The organism is Rhizobacter fulvus, from assembly GCF_964020785.1.
On sequence record NZ_OZ224516.1, the window covers coordinates 5409482 to 5433622 of the forward strand.

22 protein-coding genes, 3 tRNA genes and 1 pseudogene are annotated in these 24141 nt (G+C 69.0%); 12 read left to right on the forward strand and 14 right to left on the reverse strand.

The annotated features are described in order from the left end of the window. Positions 1–2: 2 nt before the first annotated feature. The 6 genes from ACWH49_RS25585 to ACWH49_RS25610 all read left to right on the forward strand — a co-directional run bounded on the left by ACWH49_RS25585 (position 3) and on the right by ACWH49_RS25610 (position 5843). Entirely contained in the window at positions 3–1490 is a 1488-nt protein-coding gene (locus ACWH49_RS25585; RefSeq protein ID WP_448173997.1) for a DNA-3-methyladenine glycosylase 2 family protein, read from the forward strand. Next, on the forward strand, positions 1487–2029 hold the full coding sequence (locus ACWH49_RS25590) for a methylated-DNA--[protein]-cysteine S-methyltransferase (protein WP_448173998.1): 543 nt from the start codon (positions 1487–1489) through the stop codon (positions 2027–2029). Before ACWH49_RS25585 ends, ACWH49_RS25590 begins: the two co-directional genes overlap by 4 nt. Next, positions 2026–2964, forward strand: a complete 939-nt coding sequence (locus ACWH49_RS25595) for a DMT family transporter (RefSeq protein WP_448173999.1) — start codon at positions 2026–2028, stop codon at positions 2962–2964. The genes ACWH49_RS25590 and ACWH49_RS25595 overlap by 4 nt, the downstream gene beginning before the upstream one ends. A gap of 82 nt (positions 2965–3046) precedes the next feature. Further along, positions 3047–3274 (forward strand): hypothetical protein, encoded by a 228-nt coding sequence (locus ACWH49_RS25600; protein WP_448174000.1) that lies wholly within the window; start codon positions 3047–3049, stop codon positions 3272–3274. An 85-nt stretch (positions 3275–3359) separates the two neighbouring features. After that, the gene (locus ACWH49_RS25605) at positions 3360–4559 is read left to right on the forward strand and encodes a zinc-binding metallopeptidase family protein (protein ID WP_448174001.1); all 1200 of its coding nucleotides are present in this window, start codon (positions 3360–3362) and stop codon (positions 4557–4559) included. Positions 4560–4667: 108 nt separating this feature from the next. After that, positions 4668–5843, forward strand: coding sequence for a YihY/virulence factor BrkB family protein (locus ACWH49_RS25610; protein ID WP_448174002.1), 1176 nt, complete (start codon positions 4668–4670; stop codon positions 5841–5843). Positions 5844–5852: 9 nt separating this feature from the next. On the opposite strand, the gene ACWH49_RS25615 is transcribed toward ACWH49_RS25610, so the two are convergent. The 4 genes from ACWH49_RS25615 to ACWH49_RS25630 form a co-directional block, all read right to left on the reverse strand. Then, complete coding sequence (locus tag ACWH49_RS25615; protein WP_448174003.1) at positions 5853–6629, reverse strand: ferredoxin--NADP reductase; 777 nt, start codon at positions 6627–6629, stop codon at positions 5853–5855. An 11-nt stretch (positions 6630–6640) separates the two neighbouring features. Continuing rightward, positions 6641–7735, reverse strand: coding sequence for a fatty acid desaturase (locus ACWH49_RS25620; protein WP_448174004.1), 1095 nt, complete (start codon positions 7733–7735; stop codon positions 6641–6643). Between the two features lie 7 nt (positions 7736–7742). After that, positions 7743–8366, reverse strand: coding sequence for an OmpW/AlkL family protein (locus ACWH49_RS25625; RefSeq protein WP_448174005.1), 624 nt, complete (start codon positions 8364–8366; stop codon positions 7743–7745). Positions 8367–8520: 154 nt separating this feature from the next. After that, positions 8521–9399: a DMT family transporter gene (locus ACWH49_RS25630; RefSeq protein WP_448174006.1), complete on the reverse strand. Its 879-nt coding sequence runs from the start codon at positions 9397–9399 to the stop codon at positions 8521–8523. 148 nt (positions 9400–9547) lie between these two features. On the opposite strand from ACWH49_RS25630, the gene ACWH49_RS25635 reads away from it, so the two are divergent. Then, a complete protein-coding gene (locus ACWH49_RS25635) occupies positions 9548–11797 on the forward strand; it encodes a PAS domain-containing hybrid sensor histidine kinase/response regulator (protein WP_448174007.1) in 2250 nt (749 codons plus the stop codon). A 136-nt stretch (positions 11798–11933) separates the two neighbouring features. Then, on the forward strand, positions 11934–12716 hold the full coding sequence (locus ACWH49_RS25640) for a TenA family transcriptional regulator (RefSeq protein WP_448174008.1): 783 nt from the start codon (positions 11934–11936) through the stop codon (positions 12714–12716). A 21-nt stretch (positions 12717–12737) separates the two neighbouring features. On the opposite strand, the gene ACWH49_RS25645 is transcribed toward ACWH49_RS25640, so the two are convergent. Beyond that, complete coding sequence (locus ACWH49_RS25645; RefSeq protein WP_448174009.1) at positions 12738–12935, reverse strand: hypothetical protein; 198 nt, start codon at positions 12933–12935, stop codon at positions 12738–12740. A 211-nt stretch (positions 12936–13146) separates the two neighbouring features. On the opposite strand from ACWH49_RS25645, the gene ACWH49_RS25650 reads away from it, so the two are divergent. From ACWH49_RS25650 to arsH, 4 genes and pseudogenes are all read left to right on the forward strand, one after another. After that, positions 13147–13473, forward strand: a complete 327-nt coding sequence (locus ACWH49_RS25650) for an ArsR/SmtB family transcription factor (protein ID WP_448174010.1) — start codon at positions 13147–13149, stop codon at positions 13471–13473. Between the two features lie 19 nt (positions 13474–13492). Further along, a pseudogene (locus tag ACWH49_RS25655) lies at positions 13493–13999 on the forward strand (arsenate reductase ArsC). Between the two features lie 2 nt (positions 14000–14001). Beyond that, entirely contained in the window at positions 14002–15105 is a 1104-nt protein-coding gene (gene arsB, locus ACWH49_RS25660) for an ACR3 family arsenite efflux transporter (protein WP_448174011.1), read from the forward strand. After that, positions 15077–15814 carry an arsenical resistance protein ArsH gene (arsH, locus tag ACWH49_RS25665; protein ID WP_448174012.1) on the forward strand — a complete coding sequence of 246 codons (738 nt, stop codon included), beginning with the start codon at positions 15077–15079 and terminating at the stop codon, positions 15812–15814. Before arsB ends, arsH begins: the two co-directional genes overlap by 29 nt. A gap of 67 nt (positions 15815–15881) precedes the next feature. On the opposite strand, the gene ACWH49_RS25670 is transcribed toward arsH, so the two are convergent. From ACWH49_RS25670 to purF, 9 genes are all read right to left on the reverse strand, one after another. Beyond that, a tRNA-Asp gene (locus ACWH49_RS25670) sits at positions 15882–15958 on the reverse strand. 87 nt (positions 15959–16045) lie between these two features. Next, on the reverse strand, positions 16046–17416 hold the full coding sequence (locus ACWH49_RS25675; protein ID WP_448174013.1) for a multicopper oxidase family protein: 1371 nt from the start codon (positions 17414–17416) through the stop codon (positions 16046–16048). 11 nt (positions 17417–17427) lie between these two features. Further along, positions 17428–18831: a TolC family protein gene (locus ACWH49_RS25680; protein WP_448174014.1), complete on the reverse strand. Its 1404-nt coding sequence runs from the start codon at positions 18829–18831 to the stop codon at positions 17428–17430. 228 nt (positions 18832–19059) lie between these two features. Next, positions 19060–19476 carry a hypothetical protein gene (locus ACWH49_RS25685; protein WP_448174015.1) on the reverse strand — a complete coding sequence of 139 codons (417 nt, stop codon included), beginning with the start codon at positions 19474–19476 and terminating at the stop codon, positions 19060–19062. 148 nt (positions 19477–19624) lie between these two features. Continuing rightward, a tRNA-Glu gene (locus ACWH49_RS25690) sits at positions 19625–19700 on the reverse strand. A gap of 47 nt (positions 19701–19747) precedes the next feature. Further along, positions 19748–19823: transfer RNA gene (locus ACWH49_RS25695), tRNA-Ala, on the reverse strand. Positions 19824–19931: 108 nt separating this feature from the next. Then, positions 19932–21350 carry a glutamate--tRNA ligase gene (gene gltX / locus ACWH49_RS25700; protein ID WP_448174016.1) on the reverse strand — a complete coding sequence of 473 codons (1419 nt, stop codon included), beginning with the start codon at positions 21348–21350 and terminating at the stop codon, positions 19932–19934. Further along, complete coding sequence (locus tag ACWH49_RS25705) at positions 21350–22594, reverse strand: O-succinylhomoserine sulfhydrylase (protein WP_448174017.1); 1245 nt, start codon at positions 22592–22594, stop codon at positions 21350–21352. Before ACWH49_RS25705 ends, gltX begins: the two co-directional genes overlap by 1 nt. After that, on the reverse strand, positions 22591–24111 hold the full coding sequence (gene purF / locus ACWH49_RS25710; protein WP_448174018.1) for an amidophosphoribosyltransferase: 1521 nt from the start codon (positions 24109–24111) through the stop codon (positions 22591–22593). Before purF ends, ACWH49_RS25705 begins: the two co-directional genes overlap by 4 nt. Positions 24112–24141: the final 30 nt, after the last annotated feature.

A 24141-nucleotide genomic window follows, 5' to 3' on the forward strand; every position in this document is an offset into this window, starting at 1 on the left:
CCATGCCGAACGCCGACCTCCTCGACGACACCGCCGCCTACCAGGTCATCACGGCCCGCGACGCACGCTTCGACGGGCGTCTGTTCGTCGGCGTCACGTCGACCGGCGTCTACTGCCGGCCGATCTGCCGCGTGCGCACGCCACTGCGCAAGAACTGCCGCTTCTTCGACACGCCCGCGCAGGCCGAGGCGGCCGCATTCCGCCCGTGCATGAAGTGCCGCCCCGAGATCGCGCCCGGCGCCGGTCTGCCATGGACGGTGATGGACGCCTCGCGCACCCTCGCCCGCCAGGCCGCCGACGCGCTCGACGCCCAGGCGGCGAGCGGCGAGCCGCCGAGCCTCGTTCAGATCGCCGCGCGGCTCGGCGTCAGCGACCGGCACCTGCGCCGCATCTTTCAGGCCGAGCACGGCGTCACGCCGCTGCAGTACCTGCAGACGCGCCGCCTGTTGCTCGCCAAGCAGCTGCTGACCGACACGCGGCTGCCGGTCGCGCAGGTCGCGCTGGCGAGCGGCTTCAACAGCCTGCGGCGCTTCAACGCCGCGTTCGCGGACAGCTACCGCATGAGCCCGCGCCGGCTGCGCGGCGAGGCCGACGAGAACGAGTTCGACCGCAGCGCCGCGATCACCGTCAAGCTCGCGTACCGCGCACCCTACGACGTGGCCGCCCTGCTGCGCTTCATCGCGCTGCGCGCGGTGCCGGAGGTCGAGGTGGTCGGCGAGCGCAGCGTGCGGCGCAGCCTGCGCGCCGGCACGCTGGCGCCGGTCGCCGGCTGGATCGAGGTCGAGTTCGCAGCGAACGCGCCAGTCGTGCTGCTGCGCTTCGCGCCCGAACTGGCCGCGGCGAGCGGGCGGGTCGTCGCCGCGGCCCGGCGCTGGCTGGACCTGGACGCGCAACCGCAGGCGATCGACGCGGTGCTGGCCGACATCCCCGGTGCACCGGGGCTGCGCCTGCCAGGCAGCCTCGACGCGTTCGAACTCGCGGTGCGCGCGGTGCTGGGCCAGCAGGTCACGGTCGCCGCGGCGCGCACGCTGGCGCGGCGTCTCGTCGAGCGCTTCGGCGAGCCGTTGCGTACGCCGTGGCCCGACGTGATCCGCACCTTCCCGGCGCCGCAGGGGCTGGCCGCAGCGCCGCTCAAGCGCATCGCCGAGCTCGGCATCATCCGCACCCGCGCCGGCGCGATCCAGGCGATCGCGCAGGCCTGGGGCGAGCTGAGCCCGCTGGTGATCACGCGGGCGCGGCCCGAGCCGCTGATCGACCGCCTGTGCGCGCTGCCCGGCATCGGGCCGTGGACTGCGCACTACATCGCGATGCGCGCACTCGGCTGGCCCGATGCCTTCCCGCCCAACGACGTGGCGGTGCTGAAGGCGATGCGGCAGCGCTTCGGCACCGCCGGTCAACGCGAGGCCGACGCGCAGGCGCAGGCCTGGCAACCGTGGCGCGCGTATGCGGTGCTGCGGCTTTGGAATTCCCTGGAGACGACAACCCCATGACCACGACCCTGACCACCCTCGCCGCCGCCTGCACCGCGCAGACCACCCTCGCGACGCCACTCGGCACGCTGCTGCTCGCGCGCACCGAACGCGGGCTGGCGGGCGCCTGGTTCGAAGGCCAGAAGCATTACCCGGCCCCGTTCACCGCGGTGCGCCGGCCCGATGACGCGCTGCTCGGCCGCACGGCGGACCAGTTGCTCGCCTACTTCGCCGGCGAGCGCGACGATTTCGATTTGCCGCTCGATCTCCTCGGCACCGACTTCCAGCGTGCCGTGTGGCAGCAGCTGCTCGCGATCCCGAGCGCCGGCACGACGAGCTACGGCGCGATCGCCAAGGCCCTCGGCTCGCCGTCGGCGGTGCGCGCCGTCGGTGGTGCAGTCGGTCGCAACCCGCTGTCGGTGATCGTGCCGTGCCACCGCGTCGTCGGCACCGACGGCTCGATGACCGGCTACGCCGGCGGCGTCGACCGCAAGCGCGCGCTGCTCGCGCTCGAACGCGCGACCGCGCTGGCGCCAGTGCGCACGCAGGCCCACGCATGAAGCGCAGCGACCTGCTCGAGCTGGTCGCCCTCGCGGCGCTGTGGGGCGCGTCGTTCCTGTTCGTGCGCATGGGGGCGGGCGAGTTCGGGCCGGTCGCGCTGGCGGCCCTGCGCGTGACCGGCGCCGCGCTCGTGCTGATGCCGCTGCTGGCCGCGCGGCGCCAGCTGGGCGCACTGCGTCGGCACTGGCGACCGATCCTCGTCGTCGGCATCACCAATTCGGCGCTGCCGTTCCTGCTGTTCGCGTATGCGGCACTGTCGATCACGGCCGGCCTCGCGGCGATCTTCAACGCCGCGTCACCGCTGTTCGGCGCCCTGATCGCCTGGGCGTGGCTGAAGGACCGGCTGACGACCCCGCGCGTGGTCGGCCTGGCCATCGGCTTCGCCGGCGTGCTCGGCCTGGCGTGGGACAGCGCCGGCTTCAAGACCGGCGGCAGCGGCTGGGCAGCGCCGGCATGCATTGCGGCAGCGCTGTTCTACGGGCTCTCGGCCAGCGTGACCAAGCGGCACCTGTCCGGCGTGCCGCCACTCGCGGTCGCGGCCGGCAGCCAGCTGGCGGCTGCACTCGTGATGGCCGTGCCCGCAGCGCTGTGGTGGCCGACGGCCACGCCGTCACCACAGGCCTGGATGACGACAGCGATGCTCGCCGTGCTGTGCACCGGCGTCGCGTACCTGCTGTATTTCCGGCTGATCGCCCACGTCGGGCCGGCCAACGCGATCGCAGTGACTTTCCTGATTCCCGCGTTCGCGGTGTTGTGGGGCTGGATGTTCCTCGGCGAGGCGCTGACCCCAGCCATGCTGCTGGGATGCGCCGTCATCCTGGTCGGCACCGGCTTGGCGACCGGCGTGCTCAAGCCACGCGAGTGGCGCGCGGCGGGCAAGGCGGCGGGGATCGCCCGTCTGCGCGGTCCTACAACGACCCGCGACGGTGGCTGACACAGAGGCGCGCAGGCCACGGCTCGACGACCGGTGCGCCGCCCGCTACCCTGCCGTTTTTGCTCGTCATACGAGGTGACGCATGGGCACGGCGTGGGTTCTTGCTGCAATCGCGGCCGCAGTGGCCGCCGTCGTATCCGGTCGCGGTCGCGCTGAACAGGCGCGCCCGGACGACCGGATCGGCCTGCTCGAGAATGCGGATGCGGACGTGCGCGAAGGCCTGGCACCCGGCAGCGATGGCAGTTCCGACGACACGCGGCCGAGCGCGCATGCGCCGGCTTCTGCCGCCCGACTCGACTGGAACGCGTGATCCATCACACCCGCTCCGTCGCCCGAACCCGCCGGCCCGCCGCTTGCCTCGTGGCGTGCACCCCGTTCCTGTCCGGAGTCGTTTCTTGAAGCTCTTCCAATGTGGCCGATGCGGCCAGCGCGTGTTCTTCGACAACCTGCGCTGCGAATCCTGCGGCGCCAGCCTCGGCTTCGTGCCGGCCGAAGACGAGATGGTCGCGTTCGAGGTCACCGACGACGGCACCTGGCGGCGCCTCGGCCCGGAGGGCCCGGCGCAGCGCCCCTGCAGCAATTACACGACGGAGTCGGTCTGCAATTGGATGGTCGCCGCGGACGACCCGGCGCCGCTGTGCGTGTCCTGCCGCACCACGCGCATCATCCCGGCGCTGGCCAAGCCCGAGAACCGGGTCTACTGGGCGAACCTCGAGCTCGCGAAGCGGCGGCTCTTCTACACGCTGATCCGCCTGAAGCTGCCGGCCCCGAGCCGCCACCTGGACCCGGTGCACGGCCTGTCGTTCCAGTTCCTGGAGCAGGTCGACCCGAACGACCGGGTGCTGACCGGGCACGACGAAGGCATCATCACGCTGAACATCGCCGAGGCCGACGACGCGGCCCGCGAGCGCATGCGGACGGACATGCACGAACCCTACCGTTCGCTCGTCGGCCATTTCCGCCACGAATCGGGCCACTATTACTGGGATCGGCTGATCAACAACACGGCCTGGATCGACGAGTACCGCAGCCTGTTCGGCGACGAACGCGCCGACTACGACGCCGCGCTGCGCCAGCACTACACCTCGCCGGTGCCGGACTGGAACCTCAACTACATCAGCGCCTATGCCAGCTCGCACCCGTGGGAGGACTGGGCCGAGTGCTGGGCGCATTACCTGCACATGGTCGACGGCCTCGAGACCGCCGCCGCCTGGGGCTTGCACCTGGACCATGCCGTGCCGGGCGGCGCGGCGCTGGTCGCGCAGCCGGTGCCGAGCGACGGCGATTCCGTCGAGCCGTCGATCATCGAGCAGTGGCTGCCGGTCTCGCAGTTCTGCAACGCGATGAACCGCGCGCTGGGCCTGCACGACAGCTACCCGTTCGTCGTCCCTGCGCCGGTCGTCGCCAAGCTCGATTTCATCCACCGCGTGATCGGCGCGGCGGGGCGCGGCGAGATGCCGATGAACTTCTCGTCGCCGGCCGCGATCGAGCCGGTACAGGACGAAGCGGTCGCGGCGAACCACGCCGCGCCGCCCGACGACCCGCCTGCCGCGCCGGCGCACGAACCGGCAAGCGCCGCAGTCCTACGGGCGTGATCAGCATGCTCCCACGCGGGGGCAGCGCATGACAGGCGATGCTTCGGTCTCGACGCCGCCAAGCGGATCGAGGGCAGCCGACGACGGGGGAATGGAATGGACAAGGCCGTGACAGACGCAATGCCGGATCGCGACGATCCGCCCGCGCTGAACTTCAAGTCGGCCTGGACGCTCGCGAAGGGCGCGGTCAATGCCTGGATCGACGATTACGCACCGAGCATGGGCGCAGCCCTGTCGTACTACACGGTGTTCTCGATGGCGCCGTTCCTGTTGATCGTGATCTCGGTGGCCGGCCTGGTCTTCGGCGCCGAGGCGGTGCGCGGCGAAGTCTTCGCACAACTGAACGGGCTGATGGGCGAGCAGGCCGCCAAAGGCATCCAGGACATGCTGGCCGGCATGAGCACGCCGGCCGCCGGCGCGCTCGGTACGGTGATCGGCGTCGTCGTGCTGGTGATCGGCGCGACGACGGTGTTCGGCGAGTTGCAGGACGCGCTCGATCGCATCTGGCGCGCCCCGGTGCGGACCGGCAGCAGCGGGCCCTGGAAGCTGCTGCGGACGCGTCTGCTGTCGTTCGGCCTGATCCTCGGCGTCGCCTTCCTGCTGATGGTGTCGCTGGTGATCGGCGCGGGCGTCGCGGCGTTCGGGCGCTGGTGGGGTTCGTACTTCATCGGCTGGGAAGTGCTGGTTCAGGTCATCAACTTCATCGTCGGCTTCGCGATCACCACCTGCGGCTTCGCACTGATCTACAAGTTCATGCCGCGTGTCGCGGTGCAGTGGCGCGACGTGTGGGTCGGCGCGCTCGTGACGTCCTTGCTGTTCAGCCTCGGCCGCTTCCTGATCGGGCTGTACATCGGCAAGAGCGGCGTCGCCTCGGGCTTCGGCGCTGCGGGGTCGATCGCGGTGGTGTTCGTGTGGGTGTACTACTCGGCGCAGATCTTCCTGCTCGGTGCCGAGTTCACCTGGGTGTTCGCCCGCACCTTCGGTTCGCAGCGGCACTTGCAGGCACCGACGGCGACGGCGCCGGACGAGGCGCACGCGCATGCCCGTGCGACAGTCGAACGCGAACCGCTCGATCTGGAGGAGACGGTCCGCGCGGCCACCGCGGTGCCGGTGGGCGCGCCCACCCCGCCCCCCGCGCCGCTGGACGGTCCGAGCCCCGCGGCGCGGCCGACGCGCGGCCTGGCCGGCACGCTGGCCTCGGTGGCGATCGGTCTGACGTTGTCGTGGGGCGTGCGCCGGTGGTTGCGCCGCATCGTCACGTCGCGATTGCGCGGCGCGATCTGAACGACGAACTCAGCGCTCGACGAACGCACGTTCGATCAGGTAGCCGCCGGGCTGGCCCAGCCCCGCCGACACCTGGAAGCCGAGCCGGTCCAGCGCCTCGCGCGTGTCCCGCAACATCGCCGGGCTGCCGCACAGCATCGCGCGGTCGCGGGCCGGGTCGAGCGCCGGCAGCCGCACCTTGTGCGCGAGCGCGCCACTGGCAATCAGGTCGGGCAGGCGCCCCTGGTGACGAAACGCCTCGCGCGTGACGACCGGCAGGTAGATCAGCTGCCTGGAGATCGCCTCGCCGAGGAACTCGTCGCGCGGAAGGTCGCGTTCGATCAACTGCGCATACGCGAGATCGCTCGCCTCGCGCACGCCATGCACCAGCACGACCTTGCCGAAGCGCTCGTAGACCTCGGGGTCGCGGATCAGGCTCATGAACGGTGCCAGGCCGGTGCCGGTGGCCAGCAGGTACAGGTGCCGTCCGGGCAGCAGGTCGGACAGCACCAGCGTGCCGGTCGGCTTGTGGCCGACCAGCACCGGGTCGCCGACCTGAAGATGCTGCAGCCGCGAGGTCAGCGCACCGTCCTGCACCTTGATGCTGAAGAACTCGAGGTGCTCGGCGTAGTGCGGGCTGGCGATGCTGTAGGCCCGCAGCAGCGGCCGACCGTCGACCTCCAGGCCGATCATCACGAACTGCCCGCTCTCGAACCGCAAGCTTGGCGCGCGCGTGGTCGTGAAGCTGAACAGCGTCTCGTTCCAGTGATGGACGGAGAGGACGTGCTGGATGTCGAAGGCGGCCATGGGTTCACCGGTCAGGAAACGTGGGAAGGCGCTGCAGTGGTCGGCCGGCCCGAGAAGTCGGTCCAGCGGCGCGCCTCGAAGTCATAGAGCTTGCAGCGGCGCGCCGTGTCGGCGTACCAGCGCCAAGAAAAGGGTTGCACCACGATCGCACCGGCGAGCCGGCTCTCAAGCAGCGCCTGCGCGCGACGCAGGCGGTACAGCGGCACGCTCATGTCGACGTGGTGCGCGGTGTGCTCCATGATGTGGTGCAGCAGCGCGCCCATCGCCGAGCGGAAGGTCAGGTGCACCGTCGTCGAGACGAAAGGCTGCGAGGCCGACCAGCTCTTCTTGTCCTCGTACCACGCGACACCGGGGTGCGTGTGATGGACGTAGACGACGAAGCCGATCATGCCGTTCCATACGAGGAACGGCAGCGCGAAGCCGACGGTCAGCAGCCACCCGGTCGACTGACCGGTGCGCGCCGCGGCGAACGCCAGGCCGCCGACCCACGCGACGGCGAACGCGGAGACGAGCAGGCAGTCCCAGGTGAACACGGCGCGCCGGGTCGGCATGGTGGCGCGGCTCGGAAAGAACATGCGCGCCCACCAGATCTCGACGAGGTAGTACAGCCAGGGCGCCCAGCCGCTGCGGTAGACGCGCTCCAGACCGCGCCGCCACGGCGGCAGCGCGCGGAACTCCGCGAGCGAACGCGGCTGCCAGACGAAGTCGAACCCGCGCAGGTTGGTGTAGCCGTGGTGGACGACGTTGTGACCGACCTCCCACAGGCTATAGGGCGTCAGCGACGGCAGGAACACCAGGCGCCCGAGCCAGCGGTTCAGCCCGCGGTGGGGCGTGAAGCTCTGGTGGCAGGCATCGTGCCCGAGGATGAACAGGCGGCTGATCACCACGCCGGCACCGAAGCCCGCGAGCACCTGCAAACCGGCCTGATGCGCCAGCAACACGGCCGCGATGCAGGCGCCCAACAGGAGCACGTCGACCACCGTGAGCGCAAGGGCCCGCACGGTGCTGCGCGCGGTGATCGGCGCCAGCCAGGTGCGGATCTCCTTGCGGTGCGGGATGGCGGCGGCGACCGACCGGTCGACGGCCGGCGATGAGAGCGAAGTCATGCGCGGATCAGAAGCGCCGCCCGAGGCCGACGCCGATCAGCCACGGATCGACCTTGAACGTGCCCACCTTCGTGCCCGCCGAACTCACGTCGGTGCGGATCTGCACCTTCTTGACATCGAGATTGAGGGTCGTGTTCTTCATGAACTCGTAGTCGAAGCCGACCTGCAGCGCGAGGCCGAAGCTGTTCTTGCTCAGGCTCGGCTGCAACGCCGTCTGCACCGCGGGGACGAACGTGACGTTGGAGAAGCGCGTGTAGTTCACGCCGGCGCCGAGGTAGGGCTGGAACGCACCGAGCCCGGTGAAGTGGTACTGCGCGGTCAGCGTCGGCGGCAGGTGCTTGAGCGAGCCGATCTCGGTGTCGCCGGCGCGGATGGTCTGCTTCTGCGGGTAGGTCAGCACCAGCTCGAGCGCCCACTGCGGCGTGATGAAGTACGAGAAATCGATCTCGGGAATGATCTTGTTGTTGATCGACAGGTCCAGCCCGGTCGAGTCGGTGTTGGCGCTTTGCAGATCGACGGCGCGAACGCGCACGAGGAAGGGCATGTCCTGCGCCTGGGATGCGAGGGGCCACGCCGTGGCCCCTGCGAGCAGGACGGCGGTGGCGGCGGTAGCGAAACGGCGGGTTCTCATGATCGGGTCCTGTTTGAAATGAGCGACTGTTGTTGTCGATGGTCATTTCAGACCGGACCCCGCGCCGCCACCTTGAGACGGGTCAAGGGTTGGTCGCAGGTGTTGCGCCGCGGTCTCAGGCGCCGGTGCGGGAGGCGCCGACCGTTGATGCAGGTCAACGGTTGCGGCGACCGCGGATGACGAGTGCGATGCCGCCGAGGATCACGATCGACGCGACCACCAGCCGCGGCGTCAGCGGCTCGTCCAGCAGCGCGACCGCGCCGAGCGCCGCGATGGCTGGCACGGACAACTGCACCGAGGCCGCGCCCGTCGCGCTCAGGCCGCGCACCGCGGCGTACCAGATCGAGTAGCCGATGCCCGAAGCGACCGCGCCGGACGCGACGGCATACAGCCCGCCCGCCGTGTCGACCGAGACGCTCGCCCAGAACAGCGGCAGGAGCGCCAGCGACAGGAGCGCCGCGCGCCAGAAGTTGCCGGCGTTGACCGCCAGCGGGTCACCGGCGCCGCGCCCGCGCAGCGAGTAGATGCCCCAGGCGACCCCCGAACCCAGCATCAGCGCCGCCCGGTCCCAGGCCGGCGCCTGCGCGCCGGGCAGCAGCAGCGCGAGCAGCCCGCCGACCGCCGCGAGCAGGCCGACCGCCTGCCGCGCCGCCAGCCGCTCGCCGCGTGCGAATCCCCAGCCGATCATGGTCAGCTGCACCGCGCCGAACAGCAGCAGCGCGCCGGTCGCCGCCGGCAAACCGACATAGGCCCACGAAAAGCACACCGCGTAGACCGCGAGCGCAAGCGCCGAGGTCCAGTCGCCGCGGCCTGTGTCCGCTGCGCTTGAACGCCAGCTCAGCAGCAGCAGCACGGCGGCGCCGGCAACCAGTCGGATCGCGGTGAAGCTTGCAGCGTCGATCGCCGTCCGGCTCAAGGCCAGGCGGCAAAGCAGCGAGTTGGCGGCGAAGGCGACCATGGCCATCGCGGTCAGCGCGACCACGCGTGCGCCGGTGTGCGACCCGCCGGGGGCATGGGATGGTCGGGCATTCATTCACGCGCGCCCTCGTGGTTGGGGATGGAACTGGAGCACGGGGATGCTATCGTCCCGCCCGTTGGCCAGCCGATGCACGCTTCGGCGCCCACGGCCATCGGCGGAGCCCCTCGGAGCGAATGAACATCCTGACTCCCCAGACCTTCACGTGATCGCGAACGCTGAACCCGGTCCGCGCTATTGGCCGATCGTCGCGGTGTTCGTCGCGATGACGCTGCTGCAGGCGTCGGTCGCCGCCGTCAGCATCCAGCTGCTCTCCACCGTTCGCGCCTACGTCACCGGCGAGAGCCTCTACTCGAAAGGTCAGAAGGACGCCCAGATCTACCTGCTCGATTACGTCGAGCGCCAGCAGGAGGCGGACTTCCAGCGCTTCAGCGCCGCCTTGTCGATGCCACTCGGCGACCGCGCCGCGCGCGAGGCGCTGCAGCGGGCGCAGCCCGACATCGCGGCCGCCAAGCGCGGCTTCCTGCAAGGTGGCAACCACCCCGACGACATCGACGGGCTGGTCCGCATGTTCCGGCTGTTCCAGCACGTGCCCTTCATGTCGCGGCCGATCGCCACCTGGACCGAGGGGGACCGGACCATCCAGGAAGTCATCACGATGGTCGAGCGTGCGCGCGAGCGCATCCTCGCGGGCGATGCGCAGGCGCCGGCGGTGCTCGAGATGCGCCGACAGGCCCCGCTGATGAACGACCGGCTGACCCAGCTCACGAGCCTGTTCTCGGCGCAGCTCGGCGAGGCCTCGCGCACCACGCAGACGCTGCTGCTCGGCCTGAACGCACTGATTGCCGCGCTGCTGACCGTCTCGGGGCTGATCTTCGTGCGCCGCAGCGCGCGGTTGCAGGCCGCCGCCGAGCTGCGCATGGAGCGGCTGATCCATGCGGTGACCGATGGCGTCGTGACCGTGGACGAGGACCGCCGCATCGTGCTGTTCAACCGCGCCGCCGAGACCATGTTCGGCACCGACGCGACCTCGGCGCTCGGCAAGCCGATCGACCAGTTCGTCGACACCGGCGCGACCATGGCTGCCGCGGCGGCCGAACCGCTCGCGCTGGCGCCGGGCGCCCTGCGCGAGATGAGGGGCCGGCGCCGCGACGGCACGCGCTTTCCGGTCGAGGCCTCGCTGTCGCGCCTGCGGGTTCAGCGCGGCACGCTGACGACCGTGGTGCTGCGCGACGTGACGGCGCGCTACACCGCGGACGCCGAGCGCCGCGCGCACGAGGCGCTCGAAGCATCGAACCGGGCCAAGTCCGAGTTCCTCTCGCGCATGAGCCATGAGCTGCGCACGCCGCTGAACGCGGTGATCGGTTTCGCGCAGCTGATGCGAACCGACCAGGTGCGCCCGCTGTCGAAGGAGCAGCTCGAGCGCGCACAGCACGTGGAGAGCGCCGGCGCGCACCTGCTGGCGCTGGTGAACGACGTGCTCGACCTGTCGCGAATCGAATCCGGCGAGATGGCCGTCGCGACCGAGGCGGTGTCGCTGCTGAAGGTGATCGAGGAGGCCGCGACGATAATCTCGCCGCTGGTCACCGAAGCCGGCATCGAGGTCTTCGTCGTGCCCGAAGAGGACGGCGCCGGGCCCGCGGCGCGCCCCGCCGGCCCGCTGCCCGAGATCTGGGTCCGGGCGGACGCGGTGCGTCTGCGGCAGATCCTCGTGAACCTGCTGAGCAATGCGGTCAAGTACAACCGGCCCGGGGGCAACGTCCGCCTGACCTGGCAGATTTCCGCGCAGAGTTGCATCGTGCGGGTCATCGACACCGGGCGCGGGATTTCCGCAGAGCAGTTCGACAAGCTGTTCCAGCCGTTCAACCGCCTCGGCGCCGAGGCGTCGACCGTCGAGGGCACGGGCATCGGTCTGGTGCTGTCGCGCCAGCTCGCGCACATGATGGGGGCCGAGCTCAATCTATCGAGCCGCGTGAACGAAGGTACCGTCGCCAGCTTGGCGCTTCCACTCACGGAACCGCCCGCATCGGGCTCTCGCATGGAACTGGCGGATGCGCCCGCGGCCCGCGGCGGCGGCCACCTGTGCGTTCTTTACGCCGAGGACAACGAAGTCAACGCCGAGCTGGTGCGGCAACTGGTGCGGCTGCGCAGTTCGGTGACACTGCGGGTGGCCACCAACGGCGCACAGGCGATCGAGATGGCCCTGCTCGATCCGCCCGATCTGATGCTCGTCGACATGAACCTCGGCGACATGACCGGCATCGAACTCGCGCGCGCCCTGCGGGCCGACCGCGCAACGCGCGAGGTGCCGCTCGTCGCCCTCTCCGCCGACGCGCTGCCCGAACAGATCCGTGCCGCGATGGAGTCCGGGTTCGAGGCCTACCTCACCAAACCGATCGACTTCCAGCAGTTGCTGGCCACACTCGACAGCTACGCGCAACGTGTGATCGCATAGTTCGTGGCAGCACGACCACACGGTGCCTGCGCCGATTGCCCGTTCGCGACCCGGCCGGTACGATTTTTGCGACGGCTTTCACAGAATCAACAACGTTGGGGGTTGCATGTCGAACGAATTTCGTCGCTCCGGCGACTTGAAGAGCATCGGGAGCTACCCGGTCTGGCTGCAGCGCGTCGTGCACGAGACCACGGTGCACAAGCGGCGCGTCGTCGAGCACGAACTGTTTTCGCTGATGCGCGACGCCAAGCTCCCGACCGCCGCGATGAAGCGCTTCATGATCGGCGTGTGGCCGACCATCGAGCAGTTCCCGCGGTTCATGGCGATGAACCTCAAGAAGATGGGGTACGGCGACAGTGTGGGCGAGGACATGGCGCGCCGCTACCTGATCCAGAACATCCGGGTCGAACAGAAACACGCCGAGCACTGGGCGGCCTGGGCCGGCTCCGTCGGGCTCGGCCTGGCCGACCTGCGCGCTGGCGGCGACACCGAGGAGCTCCAGGCCCTGGCGCACTGGTGCTGGTACGTCTGCGACGCCGAAAGTCTCGCGGTGGCGATGGCCGCCACCAACTATGCGGTCGAAGGTGCGACCGGCGAATGGTCGTGCGTGGTCTGCTCGCGCGACACCTACGCCCGATCGTTGCCTGACGAGATCCGTGCGCCCGCGATGCGCTGGCTCAAGGTGCACGCCGAGTACGACGACACCCACCCCTGGGAGGCGCTCGACATCGTCGCGACGCTGCTCGGGCACGCGCCGCACCCGGCCGAGATCGCGTCGGTGCGCCGCGCAATCCGGGCGAGCTACCGCTACATGGAGATGTCGCTCGACAGCGCGATGATGGCAGCCGCGCACGGCTCGTTCGACGAGACCGCCTCGAACGCCTCGACGCTCGGCTTCGACGATCTCGACGCGGCGTAAGCGGCGCGCGGCGCGTCGGACTCAGTCCCGCGCGTCGGTCCCGCCGGCATGGTCGCCGTCGCGCCAGCGGCGATCGCGCTCATGGCGGTAGTAGTGGCCGTCGCGGCTTTGATAGCCGCGGTCGTACGAAGGGTCCCGGTTCTGGTAGTAGCCGCGCGCCGGGGCAGCGACGCAACCGGACAGCGCCGCGATGGCGGCGGCGAGAGCGATGGTGGTCAAGGTTTTCACAGCGAACTCCGGGAAGTGATGAGCCCACTTTAGGAGTCGGCCAGCGGTTTCGTGTCGGTCAGACCTTTGTCGGCCTGTAGGACCGGGGCGGGTTGCGGCGATCGCAACGATGTCTGATGCGCCCTGACGATCAAGCCCAGACCGCAGTCTTCACAAACCAGTCCAGGTTGACCACCACACATATTTCCATGAAAATTGAAATATGGAAGAACAGACAGCCATTGCGTCGCTCGCCGCGCTCGCACAAACCGTTCGCCTGCGCATATTTCGCGCGCTCATCGGCGCGGGGCCGGGCGGAATGACGCCAGGTGCGTTGGCCGCCCTGCTGGACGTTCCGGCCTCGACCCTGTCGTTCCACCTGAAGGAATTGACCCACTCCGGCCTGGTGACGCAGGAGCGCGAAAGCCGCCACCTGATCTACCGGCCGTCGATCACGCAGATGAACGATCTGATGGACTACCTGTCCGCCCATTGCTGCCAAGGGACAGCGTGCGCGGCAACGCCGGCAGCGCACTGTGCCGACCGCTGAGTCCCACCCCCACGACCCCATGACCACCAACGTCCTCATCCTGTGCACCCACAACTCCGCGCGCAGCGTGCTCGCCGAGGGCATGTTGAATGCGTGGGCCTGCCGGCTCGGCCGCGACGTGCGCGCCTTCAGTGCCGGCAGCGCACCCAGCGGTCGCATCAACCCGCTCGCCATCGAAGCGCTGAACAACGCCGGCATCGACACCGGCGCCTGCCGCAGCAAGAGCTAGGACGAATTCAGCCGAGATGGCGCGCCGCCCCTGTCGATCGTGATCACGGTGTGTGACAGCGCTGCCTCGGAGACCTGCCCGGTCTTCTTCGGCGGCACCGGGGGTCAGCCGGTCAAGGTGCACTGGGGCTACCCGGATCCGTCGAACGCGGCAGGCGGCGAGAACGGCCAGCGCCGGGCTTTCGAATCGACGCGCCAGGCCCTCGGATACCGCATGCTGCAGCTGCTCGCACTGCCCCTGGACACCATGGACCGTGCTGCACTGCAAGCCGCGTTGGTGGACATCGGTCGCAGCTGATGATGACGCCCACCGCCCTGCCCGCACCCAGCGCCTCGCCGGCTCCCATGAGCGTTTTCGAGCGCTACCTGACCGTGTGGGTGCTGCTCTGCATCGTCGTCGGCATCGCCCTCGGGCAGGTGCTGCCGGGGCCGTTCCAGGCCATCGGCCGCATGGAGATCGCCCGCGTGAACGTCCCCGTGGGCCTGCTGATCTGGGTCATGGTCATCCCGATGCTGCTGAAGGTCGACTTCGCGGCGCTGTCGCAGGTCAAGCAGCATTGGCGCGGAATCGGCGTCACGCTGTTCGTGAACTGGGCGGTGAAGCCTTTCTCGATGGCCCTGCTGGGGTGGATCTTCATCCGCCATGTGTTCGCGCCCTACCTGCCCGCCGGCCAGGCCGACAGCTACATCGCCGGCTTGATCCTGCTCGCTGCCGCGCCCTGCACGGCGATGGTGTTCGTGTGGAGCCGGTTGACCGGCGGGCATGCGCTGTTCACGCTGTCGCAGGTGGCGCTCAACGACGCGATCATGGTGTTCGCGTTCGCGCCCATCGTCGCCTTGCTGCTCGGCATGTCGGCCATCGTGGTGCCGTGGGCCACGCTGATCACGTCGGTCGTCCTGTACATCGTGATCCCGGTGGGGATCGCGCAACTTTGTCGCAAGGCGCTGCTCGGGCGCGGCCAGGCGGGATTCGACGCCGCACTCGCCAGGATCGGCCCGTGGTCGATGACCGCGTTGCTCGCGACGCTGGTGCTGCTCTTCGCATTCCAGGGCCAGGCCATCCTGGACCAGCCGCTCGTCATCGCGATGCTGGCCGTTCCGATCCTGATCCAGGTCTTCTTCAATTCCGGTCTCGCGTACTGGCTGAACCGGCGCCTGGGCGAATCGCATGCGGTCGCCTGCCCCTCGGCGCTGATCGGGGCGAGCAACTTCTTCGAGCTGGCGGTCGCCGCGGCGATCAGCCTGTTCGGCTTCGAGTCCGGCGCTGCGCTCGCCACGGTGGTCGGCGTGCTGATCGAGGTGCCGGTCATGCTCCTGGTCGTGAAGGTCGTGAACGACAGCAAGTCCTGGTATGAAGCCGGACAGCCCACCAACGATGCGAAAGGCCGCCGTGTCGCCTCCTGATCCGGACCTGCCCCATGTCGACATGGCGCTGTTCGACACGCCGACGGCCACCCGGCTGCGCGGCGCCGGCGCCTCGACCCATGCGCCGCGCTTCCTGCTGCTCTACGGTTCCCTGCGGGAACGCTCGTACAGCAAACTGCTGACGCTCGAAGCAGCGCGTCTGCTCGTCGCCCTGGGCGGCGAGGTGCGCATCTTCGACCCCGCCGGACTGCCATGGCCCGACGCCGGACCCGATACGCACCCGAAGGTGCAGGAGCTGCGCGCAGCCGCGGCCTGGGCCGAGGGCATGGTCTGGACCTCACCCGAACGCCATGGCGCGATGACCGGCATCATGAAGGCGCAGATCGACTGGATTCCGCTGAGCGTCGGCGCCGTCCGCCCGACGCAGGGCAAGACGCTGGCGGTGATGGAAGTGTCGGGTGGCTCGCAGTCGTTCAACGCGGTGAATCAGTTGCGTGTGCTCGGGCGCTGGATGCGCATGATCACGATCCCGAACCAGTCGTCGGTCGCGAAGGCGTACCTCGAGTTCGACGAGGCCGGGCGCATGAAACCTTCCGCCTACTACGAACGCGTCGTCGACGTGATGGAGGAGCTGATGAAGTTCACGCTGCTGACGCGTGACGTCGCGGATTACCTGGTCGACCGCTACAGCGAACGCAGGGAAACGGCGGACGAATTGTCGAGGCGGGTGAACCAACGCTCGATCTGAGCCAGCGGCTCGGCGCGAGACCAAAGAAAAACAGGCACTGCTAAGTGCCTGTTTTCATTCGAGTATTTGGCGGAGTGGACGGGGCTCGAACCCGCGACCCCCGGCGTGACAGGCCGGTATTCTAACCAACTGAACTACCACTCCATGGTCTGCAAGACCGTCTCGGGCGGTCTTGACCCGAGCCCTCTACTTTAGCACAGCTTTCGGCGTCTCTTGCCTACTGCTGCGGCCTCAGTGCTCGTGATGCCCGGACGGCTTGCGAACGCGCAAGGTCTCGGCGTCGGCCTTCGGGGCGGGCGCGCGGACTGTCGCGGGCATGCCGGTGGCCACGTATTCGGAGGCCAGCGTGCCCGCGGGATGCTGGTAGGGCCCGGGATCCCTGAAGTCGCCGCGCGCGACGTCGTCGCGCACCTTCACGACGCTGAACATGCCGCCCATCCCCACCGGCCCGAACGGACCGGTGCCGGTCATCATCGGCAAGGTGTTCTCGGGGATCGGCATCGCCATGGCGGCCATGTCGTGCATGCCCTTGTCGCCCATGACCATGTAGTCGGGCACCAGCTTCGAGATCCGCTTCGCCACTTCACGCTGGTCGACGCCGATCATCGTCGGCACGGCGTGGCCCATCGCGTTCATCGTGTGGTGCGACTTATGGCAATGCAGGGCCCAGTCGCCGGCGAGCGCGTCGAACTCGAACGCACGCATCTGGCCGACGCCGATGTCGGTCGTCACCTCCGGCCAGCGCGCGCTTTTCGGCACCCAACCGCCGTCGGTGCCGGTCACCTCGAAATGAGGCCCGTGCATGTGAATCGGGTGGTTGGTCATCGTCAGGTTGCCGACGCGGATCCGGACCCGCTCCCCGGTGCGCGCCACCAGCGGATCGATGCCCGGGAAGGCGCGGCTGTTCCATGTCCAGAGGTTAAAGTCGAGCATCGTGTTGACCTTGGGCGTCGCACTGCCCGGATCGATGTCGTAGGCGTTCAAGATGAAGCCGAAGTCGCGGTCGACCTTGAACTGCCGCGCGTCCCTGGGGTGCACGATGAACAGGCCCATCATGCCCATCGCCATCTGCGTCATCTCGTCGGCGTGCGGGTGGTACATGAAGGTCCCGGAGCGCTGCAGCACGAATTCGTAGAGGAACGTCTTGCCGACGCCGATCGGCGGCTGCGTGAGGCCGCTGACGCCATCCATGCCGGACGGCACGAGCACACCGTGCCAATGCACGCTGGTGACTTCGGGCAGCTTGTTGGTGACGAAGATGCGGATGCGATCGCCTTCCACCGCCTCGATCGTCGGCCCCGGGCTCTGACCGTTGTAGCCCCAGAGGTTGGCCTTCATGCCCGGCGCGATCTCGCGCACCACGGGCTCGGCGACGAGATGGAACTCCTTGACGTTGTCCTTCATGCGCCACGGCAACGACCAGCCGTTCAGCGTCACGATGGGTTGGTACGGGCGCCCGTTGGGCGGCAATGGCGGGAGCTGCATGGCCGCCGACGGCTGCGACGCCGCCTCCGGCAGCAGCGCCGCGCCGGCACGGCTGACCGCGGCGGCACCCAGCATGGTGGCGCCGGCGGCCCTGAAGAATGTCCTGCGATGGGTCATGGTCATGTCCTTCAATGGGCGGCCGGACGCGCCGAGGGCATGTCCGCGCCTGCGCCACGGTTGGTCGGCGCCGAAACGGGCGAGCGGCCCGTCAGTGCGGCCTGCAACTGCGTCTCGGCGATCCAGTAGTCGCGCAGCGCTTCGACGGCGCCGGTCACGCTCGCGACCTGGTCGCGCGCGTCCGCGAGCAGGTCGAACACGCTGAGCAGCATGCCGTTGTAGCGAAGCAGGTTCTCGTCCGAGATGCGTTGGCGCAGCGGCACGACCTCGTCGCGATAGTGCTTCGCGAGGTCGTAGGCAGTGCGGTAGGCCGAGTAGGACTCGCGCACCTCGGAGCGGGCGTTGAGCGCGATCTGCGCGGTCCGGTGCAGGGACTGCAGGTAGGTGGACTCGGCCCTGGCCACGCGCGTGGTGCCGAAGTCGAACAAGGGCAGCTCGAGTTCGATCTCGTAGCCGTTCCTGCGCGGCTCGCCGGTCTGGCTCTGGTTCTGGTAGCCCACGTCGAGCACGTTGACGAAGCGCGTCGCCCGCGAGAGATCGAGCGATCTGGCGGTGGCTTCGGTGGCGCGCCGGGCCATCAGCACGTCCAGACGCTTGTCCATTGCGACCTGTTCGGCATCCCGCAGGTCGGCGGGCGCGGCCGGTAGATCGGGCAGGCGTTCGGGCAACCGGAAGGCGAGCTGGTCGCCGGACAGCGCCAGGACACGACTCAGCCGCTCGCGCGCCACCACGGCCTGGTGCCGGGCACGCGCAAGCCGGGCGGTCGCGTCGGCGTGGAACGACTGCTCGCGCATCTGTGCGAGCGCGCTGAAGTTGCCGGCGACGACCATGCGCCTGGCCAGTTCGTTGGACGCATCAGCCGCGTCCTTGACCTGTCCGAAATAGGCGACCAGCTGCTGCGCGCAAGCAGCTTCGAAGAAGGCCTGGCGCGCCTGGCCGGCGACGCCGACGGTGTCGTATGCGGCCTGGTACTGCGTCTGCTCGAAGCGCCGTTGCTCGACCTGGCGCGCCCACGGCATCACGAACAGGCTCAGCACGTCGAACATCACCGCGCGGTCGATCTCGGCGGCACCGCCGCCGCTGAGTCGCCCGAAGCTGAACCGCGGGTTCGCCAGGCGACCCGCGCGCACGAACTCGGCTTCGGCGATCCCGAGTTCGGCGTAGCTCGCCTGCAGGGCGCGGTTGTTCAGCAGCGCGAGTTCCACCGCGCTGTCGGCATCGAGCGGTTGTGCGAGCAACGCGGCGATGCGCGCCCGCGTCGTTTCGGCAGGCTCGCCGGTGCGCTGATAGACAGGCGCCTGTCCGATGCGCTCGCGGGTGAGTTGCGCGACCTGGTCGAAGCCCCCGTCCGGCGAGAACGACGCGCAGCCGCCGAGCACGAGCGCAGCCAGGGCCGTGGCGGTCAGGCGCAGCATGTCTTGTCTCCGACAAGATGGTGACCGTGGCGGCCGCCCTCCATCGGTGTGGCCCGGCTGCGCCGGAGCGGCAGCGGGCACGCAGGCCGCCTGGGCGAGCGCCCAGGCTGATCGAATGTGCTTCATCGTTTCACTTCCATCTGATTCGCCGCCGCATCGGAATACGGCGCATCCTCGCGCGCTGGACGCGCGAGCCCGATTCGGCCTCTCAGCAGAGGCCTGGAGGGGTCAGCTGGTTCGTGGGGGGCGTTCCTGGCCGTCCGACTGGAAGGCCGCGACGAGCGCCGTCAGCGTGGGGAAGATGGCACGCGCCGTGACGACCGGCTCGCCGAGTGTTGGCACGGTACCGAGCAGGGACGCCATGCAGCACCCGCTCGCGCAGAAGTGGCAGGTGGTCGGGTGTTCGCCGGATGCGCCGTCCGTGGTCGGCACCTCAGGACTGGCGTGGAGGTGATGCGCCGCGTGATCGGCTGCCATCGTGCCTTCGGCGTGATGGTCATGCATGGCGTGGTGTGCGTGTGCGGCACTGGTGGCGGCGATCGGCGCCCCCGCCCCGCCCGGGCAGAGCAAGGTCGCGGCCATGGCGCCCCGCACCGGGAGCAGCACGCACAGCAGCACGAGGATGATGAGACGGAAGGAGCGCACGACGTGCGATTATTGCGCAGCATCCGAGGCCTCGACCTGCGGCGCCCGGAAAAGCGAAACGGCGCACGAGGCGCCGTTTGCATTCAACTCTTGACCTCGCCTCACAGGGCTGGGATCTCGTGAGAAATCGGCAGCGCGCTGTGCAACGTGGCGTCCCCTAGGGGATTCGAACCCCTGTAATCACCGTGAAAGGGTGGTGTCCTAGGCCTCTAGACGAAGGGGACTTGAACCTTCATCGCGACTTGATCTGCGGCGGCTTACCTTGGCCTGTTGGTGGAGGTAAGCGGGATCGAACCGCTGACCTCTTGCATGCCATGCAAGCGCTCTCCCAGCTGAGCTATACCCCCTGATCTTTTGCATCGCATGAACACGTCGTATCGACGTTTCACACGCTGCTCCAAACTTCCGGTTCAGCCGTCGCAATTTCAAGCGAGACTGCGATTATAGCCAGCTTTTTAGCGGCTCTGCAAACGCTCCAACACTTGCTGTCGTGAGAACAGTTCGAGCACCGCATCGAGCGACGGCGTTTGCGCGCGACCGCACACCAGGACCCGCACGGCGTGCGCAAGTTGCGGCATCTTCAGGCCATGGGCGGTCAGCGTTTCCTTGATGGCCGCGGCAATCGCGGGCTTGGTCCACTCGGCCGCTTCGAGCTTGCCGCGCAGCGTCTGCACGGCGGGCTTCACGGCGTCGGTGACGTGTGCAGCGAGGTCGTCGGTCGAGGGCGTCACCGCGGCGAAATACATCGTCAGCCAATCGGCGAGTTCGACCGTGGTCGCGCAGCGGTCCTTGAACAGACCGCAGCGACGCGCCAGCACATCGTCGATTGCCGCCGCGATGCCGCGACGCGCGAACTGCGCGGCGACGAGCGGGGCGAGCGTCGCGTCGTCGGTGTGTTTCAGGTAGTGCGCGTTGACCCACGCCAGCTTGGCCGCATCCCACTGGGCCGGGCTCTTCGACAGATGCTCGCCGTCGAACCACTGCACCATCTGTTCGCGGCTGAACAGTTCCTCGTCGCCATGGCTCCAGCCCAAACGCGCCAGGTAGTTCACCATCGCCTCGGGCAGGTAGCCGTTCTCCTCGTACGCCGTGACGCTCACCGCGCCGCGCCGCTTCGACAGCTTCTGTCCGTCGTCGCCGAGGATGACGGGCAGGTGGCCGAACAGAGGCAGCGGCGCGCCGAGCGCGTTGAAGATGTTGATCTGCCAGGGCGTGTTGTTGACGTGCTCGTCGCCGCGGAAGACGTGCGTGATCGCCATGTCCCAGTCGTCGACGACGACGGCGAAGTTGTAGGTCGGCACGCCGAGCGCATCGGGCCCGGAGCCGGCGGCCGGACGCATGATGATCAGGTCGTCGATCTCGCGGTTGGAGATCGTGATGCGGCCCTTCACCAGGTCTTCCCAGCTCACGTCGCCGTCCGGCGGGTTGCAGAAGCGCACGACCGGATCGACGCCGGCCGGCACCGGCGGCAGCACCTTGCCGGGCTGGGGGCGCCACGTGCCGTCGTAGCGACGCTTTTCGCCACGCGCTTCCTGCGCGGCCTTCATCGCCTCGAGTTCCTCGGGCGTGCAGTAGCAGCGGTAGGCGGTGCCGGCCACGAGCATCTGCTGCACGACCGCCTGGTAGCGCTCGAGGCGCTGCATCTGATAGATCGGGCCCTCGTCGTAGTCGAGGCCGAGCCACTGCATGGATGCGAGGATCTGGTCGACCGAATCCTGCGTGGAGCGGGCGACGTCGGTGTCCTCGATGCGCAGCACGAACTGGCCGCCGAAATGCCGCGCGTAGGCCCACGAATAGAGCGCGGTGCGGGCCGTGCCGAGGTGCAGGAAGCCCGTAGGCGACGGGGCGATGCGGGTGCGGACGATGGAACTCATCAGGAGGTCAAGGTGGAGAGGCCGCGCTGCAGGTCGTCGATGACGTCCAGCGGGTGCTCGAGGCCGACCGCCAGACGGACCAGACCCTGGCCGATGCCGGAAGCGCGGCGCTGGTCTTCGGTGAGGCGCCCGTGCGAGGTCGTCGCCGGGTGCGTGATGATGGACTTGGTGTCGCCCAGGTTGGTCGCGACCGACAGCACACGCGTGCTGTCGAGCACATGGAACGCATTCGCGCGCGCGGCCTCGGGCGAGGCGCCGCGCACGTCGAACGACAACAGCGCCCCGCCCAGTTCGGATTGCTGGCGCATCGCGAGCGCGTGCTGAGGGTGCGACGCAAGGCCGGGGTAGTACACGCGTTCCACATCGGCCTGCTGCTCGAGCCACTGCGCAACCTGCATCGTGTTGGCGCTCTGCGCGCGCATGCGGATGTCGAGCGTCTCCATGCCCTTGAGCAGCACCCAGGCGTTGAACGGGGCGAGCACCATGCCGGCGGTGCGCATCACCGGGCCCATCACGTCCTTGATCACCTTGGCCGGGCCCGCCAGCGCCCCGCCCATCACACGACCCTGGCCATCGAGGTACTTGGTCGCGGCGTGCATCACGATGTCGGCACCGTGCACAATCGGACGCTGCAGCGCCGGCGAGCAGAAGGTGTTGTCGACGACGAGCATCGCGCCGGCGTCGTGCGCGATCTCGGCGAGTGCACGGATGTCGCACACCTCGGTCAGCGGGTTGGTCGGCGTCTCGGCGAACAGCAGCCGCGTGGCCGGGTCGAGCGCAGCGCGCCACGCGCCCAGGTCGGTCTGGGAGACGAAGGTGGTGCGCACGCCGAACTTCGCGAACTCCTTCGCGAACAGGTTGATCGTCGAGCCGAACACCGAGCGCGAGCAGATCACGTGGTCGCCGGCCTTCAGCAGACCCATGCCGAGCAGCAGGATCGCGCTCATCCCGGTGCTGGTCGCGATCGCCGCTTCGGCGCCCTCCATCGCCGCGAGGCGGGCCTCGAAGCTGCGTACCGTCGGGTTGCTGGTGCGCGCGTAGGTGAAGTCCTCGGATTCGGCGAAGCGCCGCGCCATCGTCGCGGCATCCGGCTGCACGAAGGCGCTGCTCAGGAACAGCGCTTCGGAGTTCTCGCCGTGCTGGCTCGGTGCGAGCGCGGTGCGCACCGCGAGCGTCTCGCGGCGCAGGCCCTCGGGCAGGACCGCGCGCGCGATTCGGCGGCTTTCATCGTCGCGTGTCGTCATGCGGGTTCGCCGTTCTGCAGTGCGAGCCGGGTCCGGTCGTCGCTCTCTTCCTCATCGACCTGCGCCTTGCGCTGCTCGGCCATCGCGGTGAAATCGGCGGCGCTCACGTCGCCGGTGATGTAGTGGCCGTCGAAGCACGAGGCCTCGAAGCTGCGCAGCTTGGGGTTCAACGCGCCGACCACGCGCTTCATCGCGTCGACGTCCTGGTAGATCAGCGCGTCGGCGCCGATGAACTGGCGGATCTCCTCGATCGTGCGGCCGTGGGCGATCAGCTCCTCGCTGGTCGGCATGTCGATGCCGTAGACGTTCGGGAAGCGCACCGGCGGCGCGGCCGAGGCCATGTAGACCTTGCGCGCCCCGGCATCACGCGCCATCTGCACGATCTCCTTGCTGGTGTTGCCGCGCACGATCGAGTCGTCGACGAGCAGCACGTTGCGGCCCTTGAACTCCACGCCGATCGCATTCAGCTTCTGGCGCACCGACTTCTTGCGCGCGCCCTGCCCCGGCATGATGAAGGTGCGGCCGACGTAGCGGTTCTTGACGAAGCCCTCGCGGTACGGCTTGCCGATGCGCTGCGCCAGCTGCATCGCCGACGGCCGGCTCGATTCGGGGATCGGGATCACCACGTCGATCTCGTTCGGGGGGATCGTCGAGATCAGCCGCTGCGCGAGCGTCTCGCCCATGTTCAGGCGCGCCTGGTAGACCGAGATGCCGTCCATGATCGAATCGGGACGCGCGAGATACACGTACTCGAACATGCACGGGTTCAGGCTCGGGTTCTCGGCGCACTGGCGCGCATGCACGGTGCCTTCGAGATCGATGAACAGCGCCTCGCCGGGCGCCACGTCGCGCAGCACCTGGTGGCCGGTGCCCTCGATCGCGACCGACTCGCTCGCGACCATCACCTCGCGGCCCTCGGGCCCGACGCCCTCGCCGACGCACAGCGGCCGGATGCCGAACGGATCGCGGAACGCGAGCAGCCCGTGGCCGGCGATCAGCGCGACCACCGCATACGACCCCTTGATGCGCTTGTGCACCGCGCGCACCGCGTCGAACACGAGGTCCGGCGTCAGCGGCCGGTCACGCGTCGCGAGCGCGAGCTCATGCGCCACGACGTTGATCAACACCTCGGTGTCGCTGGTGGTGTTGATGTGGCGGCGGTCGATGTCGACCAGTTCCTGCTTCAGCGCGAGCGCGTTGGTCAGGTTGCCGTTGTGCACGAGCACGATGCCGAACGGCGCGTTGACGTAGAAGGGCTGCGCCTCCTCTTCGCTGTACGCGTTGCCGGCGGTCGGATAGCGCACCTGCCCCAGGCCGACGGTGCCCGGCAGCCCGCGCATGTTGCGCGTGCGGAACACGTCGCGGACCATGCCGCGCGCCTTGTGCATGAAGCACTTGGTGCCCTGCATCGTGACGATGCCGGCCGCATCCTGCCCGCGGTGCTGCAGCAGCAGCAGCGAGTCGTAGATGAGTTGATTGACCGCGCCCTTGGAGATGACGCCGACGATGCCGCACATGATTTGATGCCTTGGTTCAGCGCGCCGAGC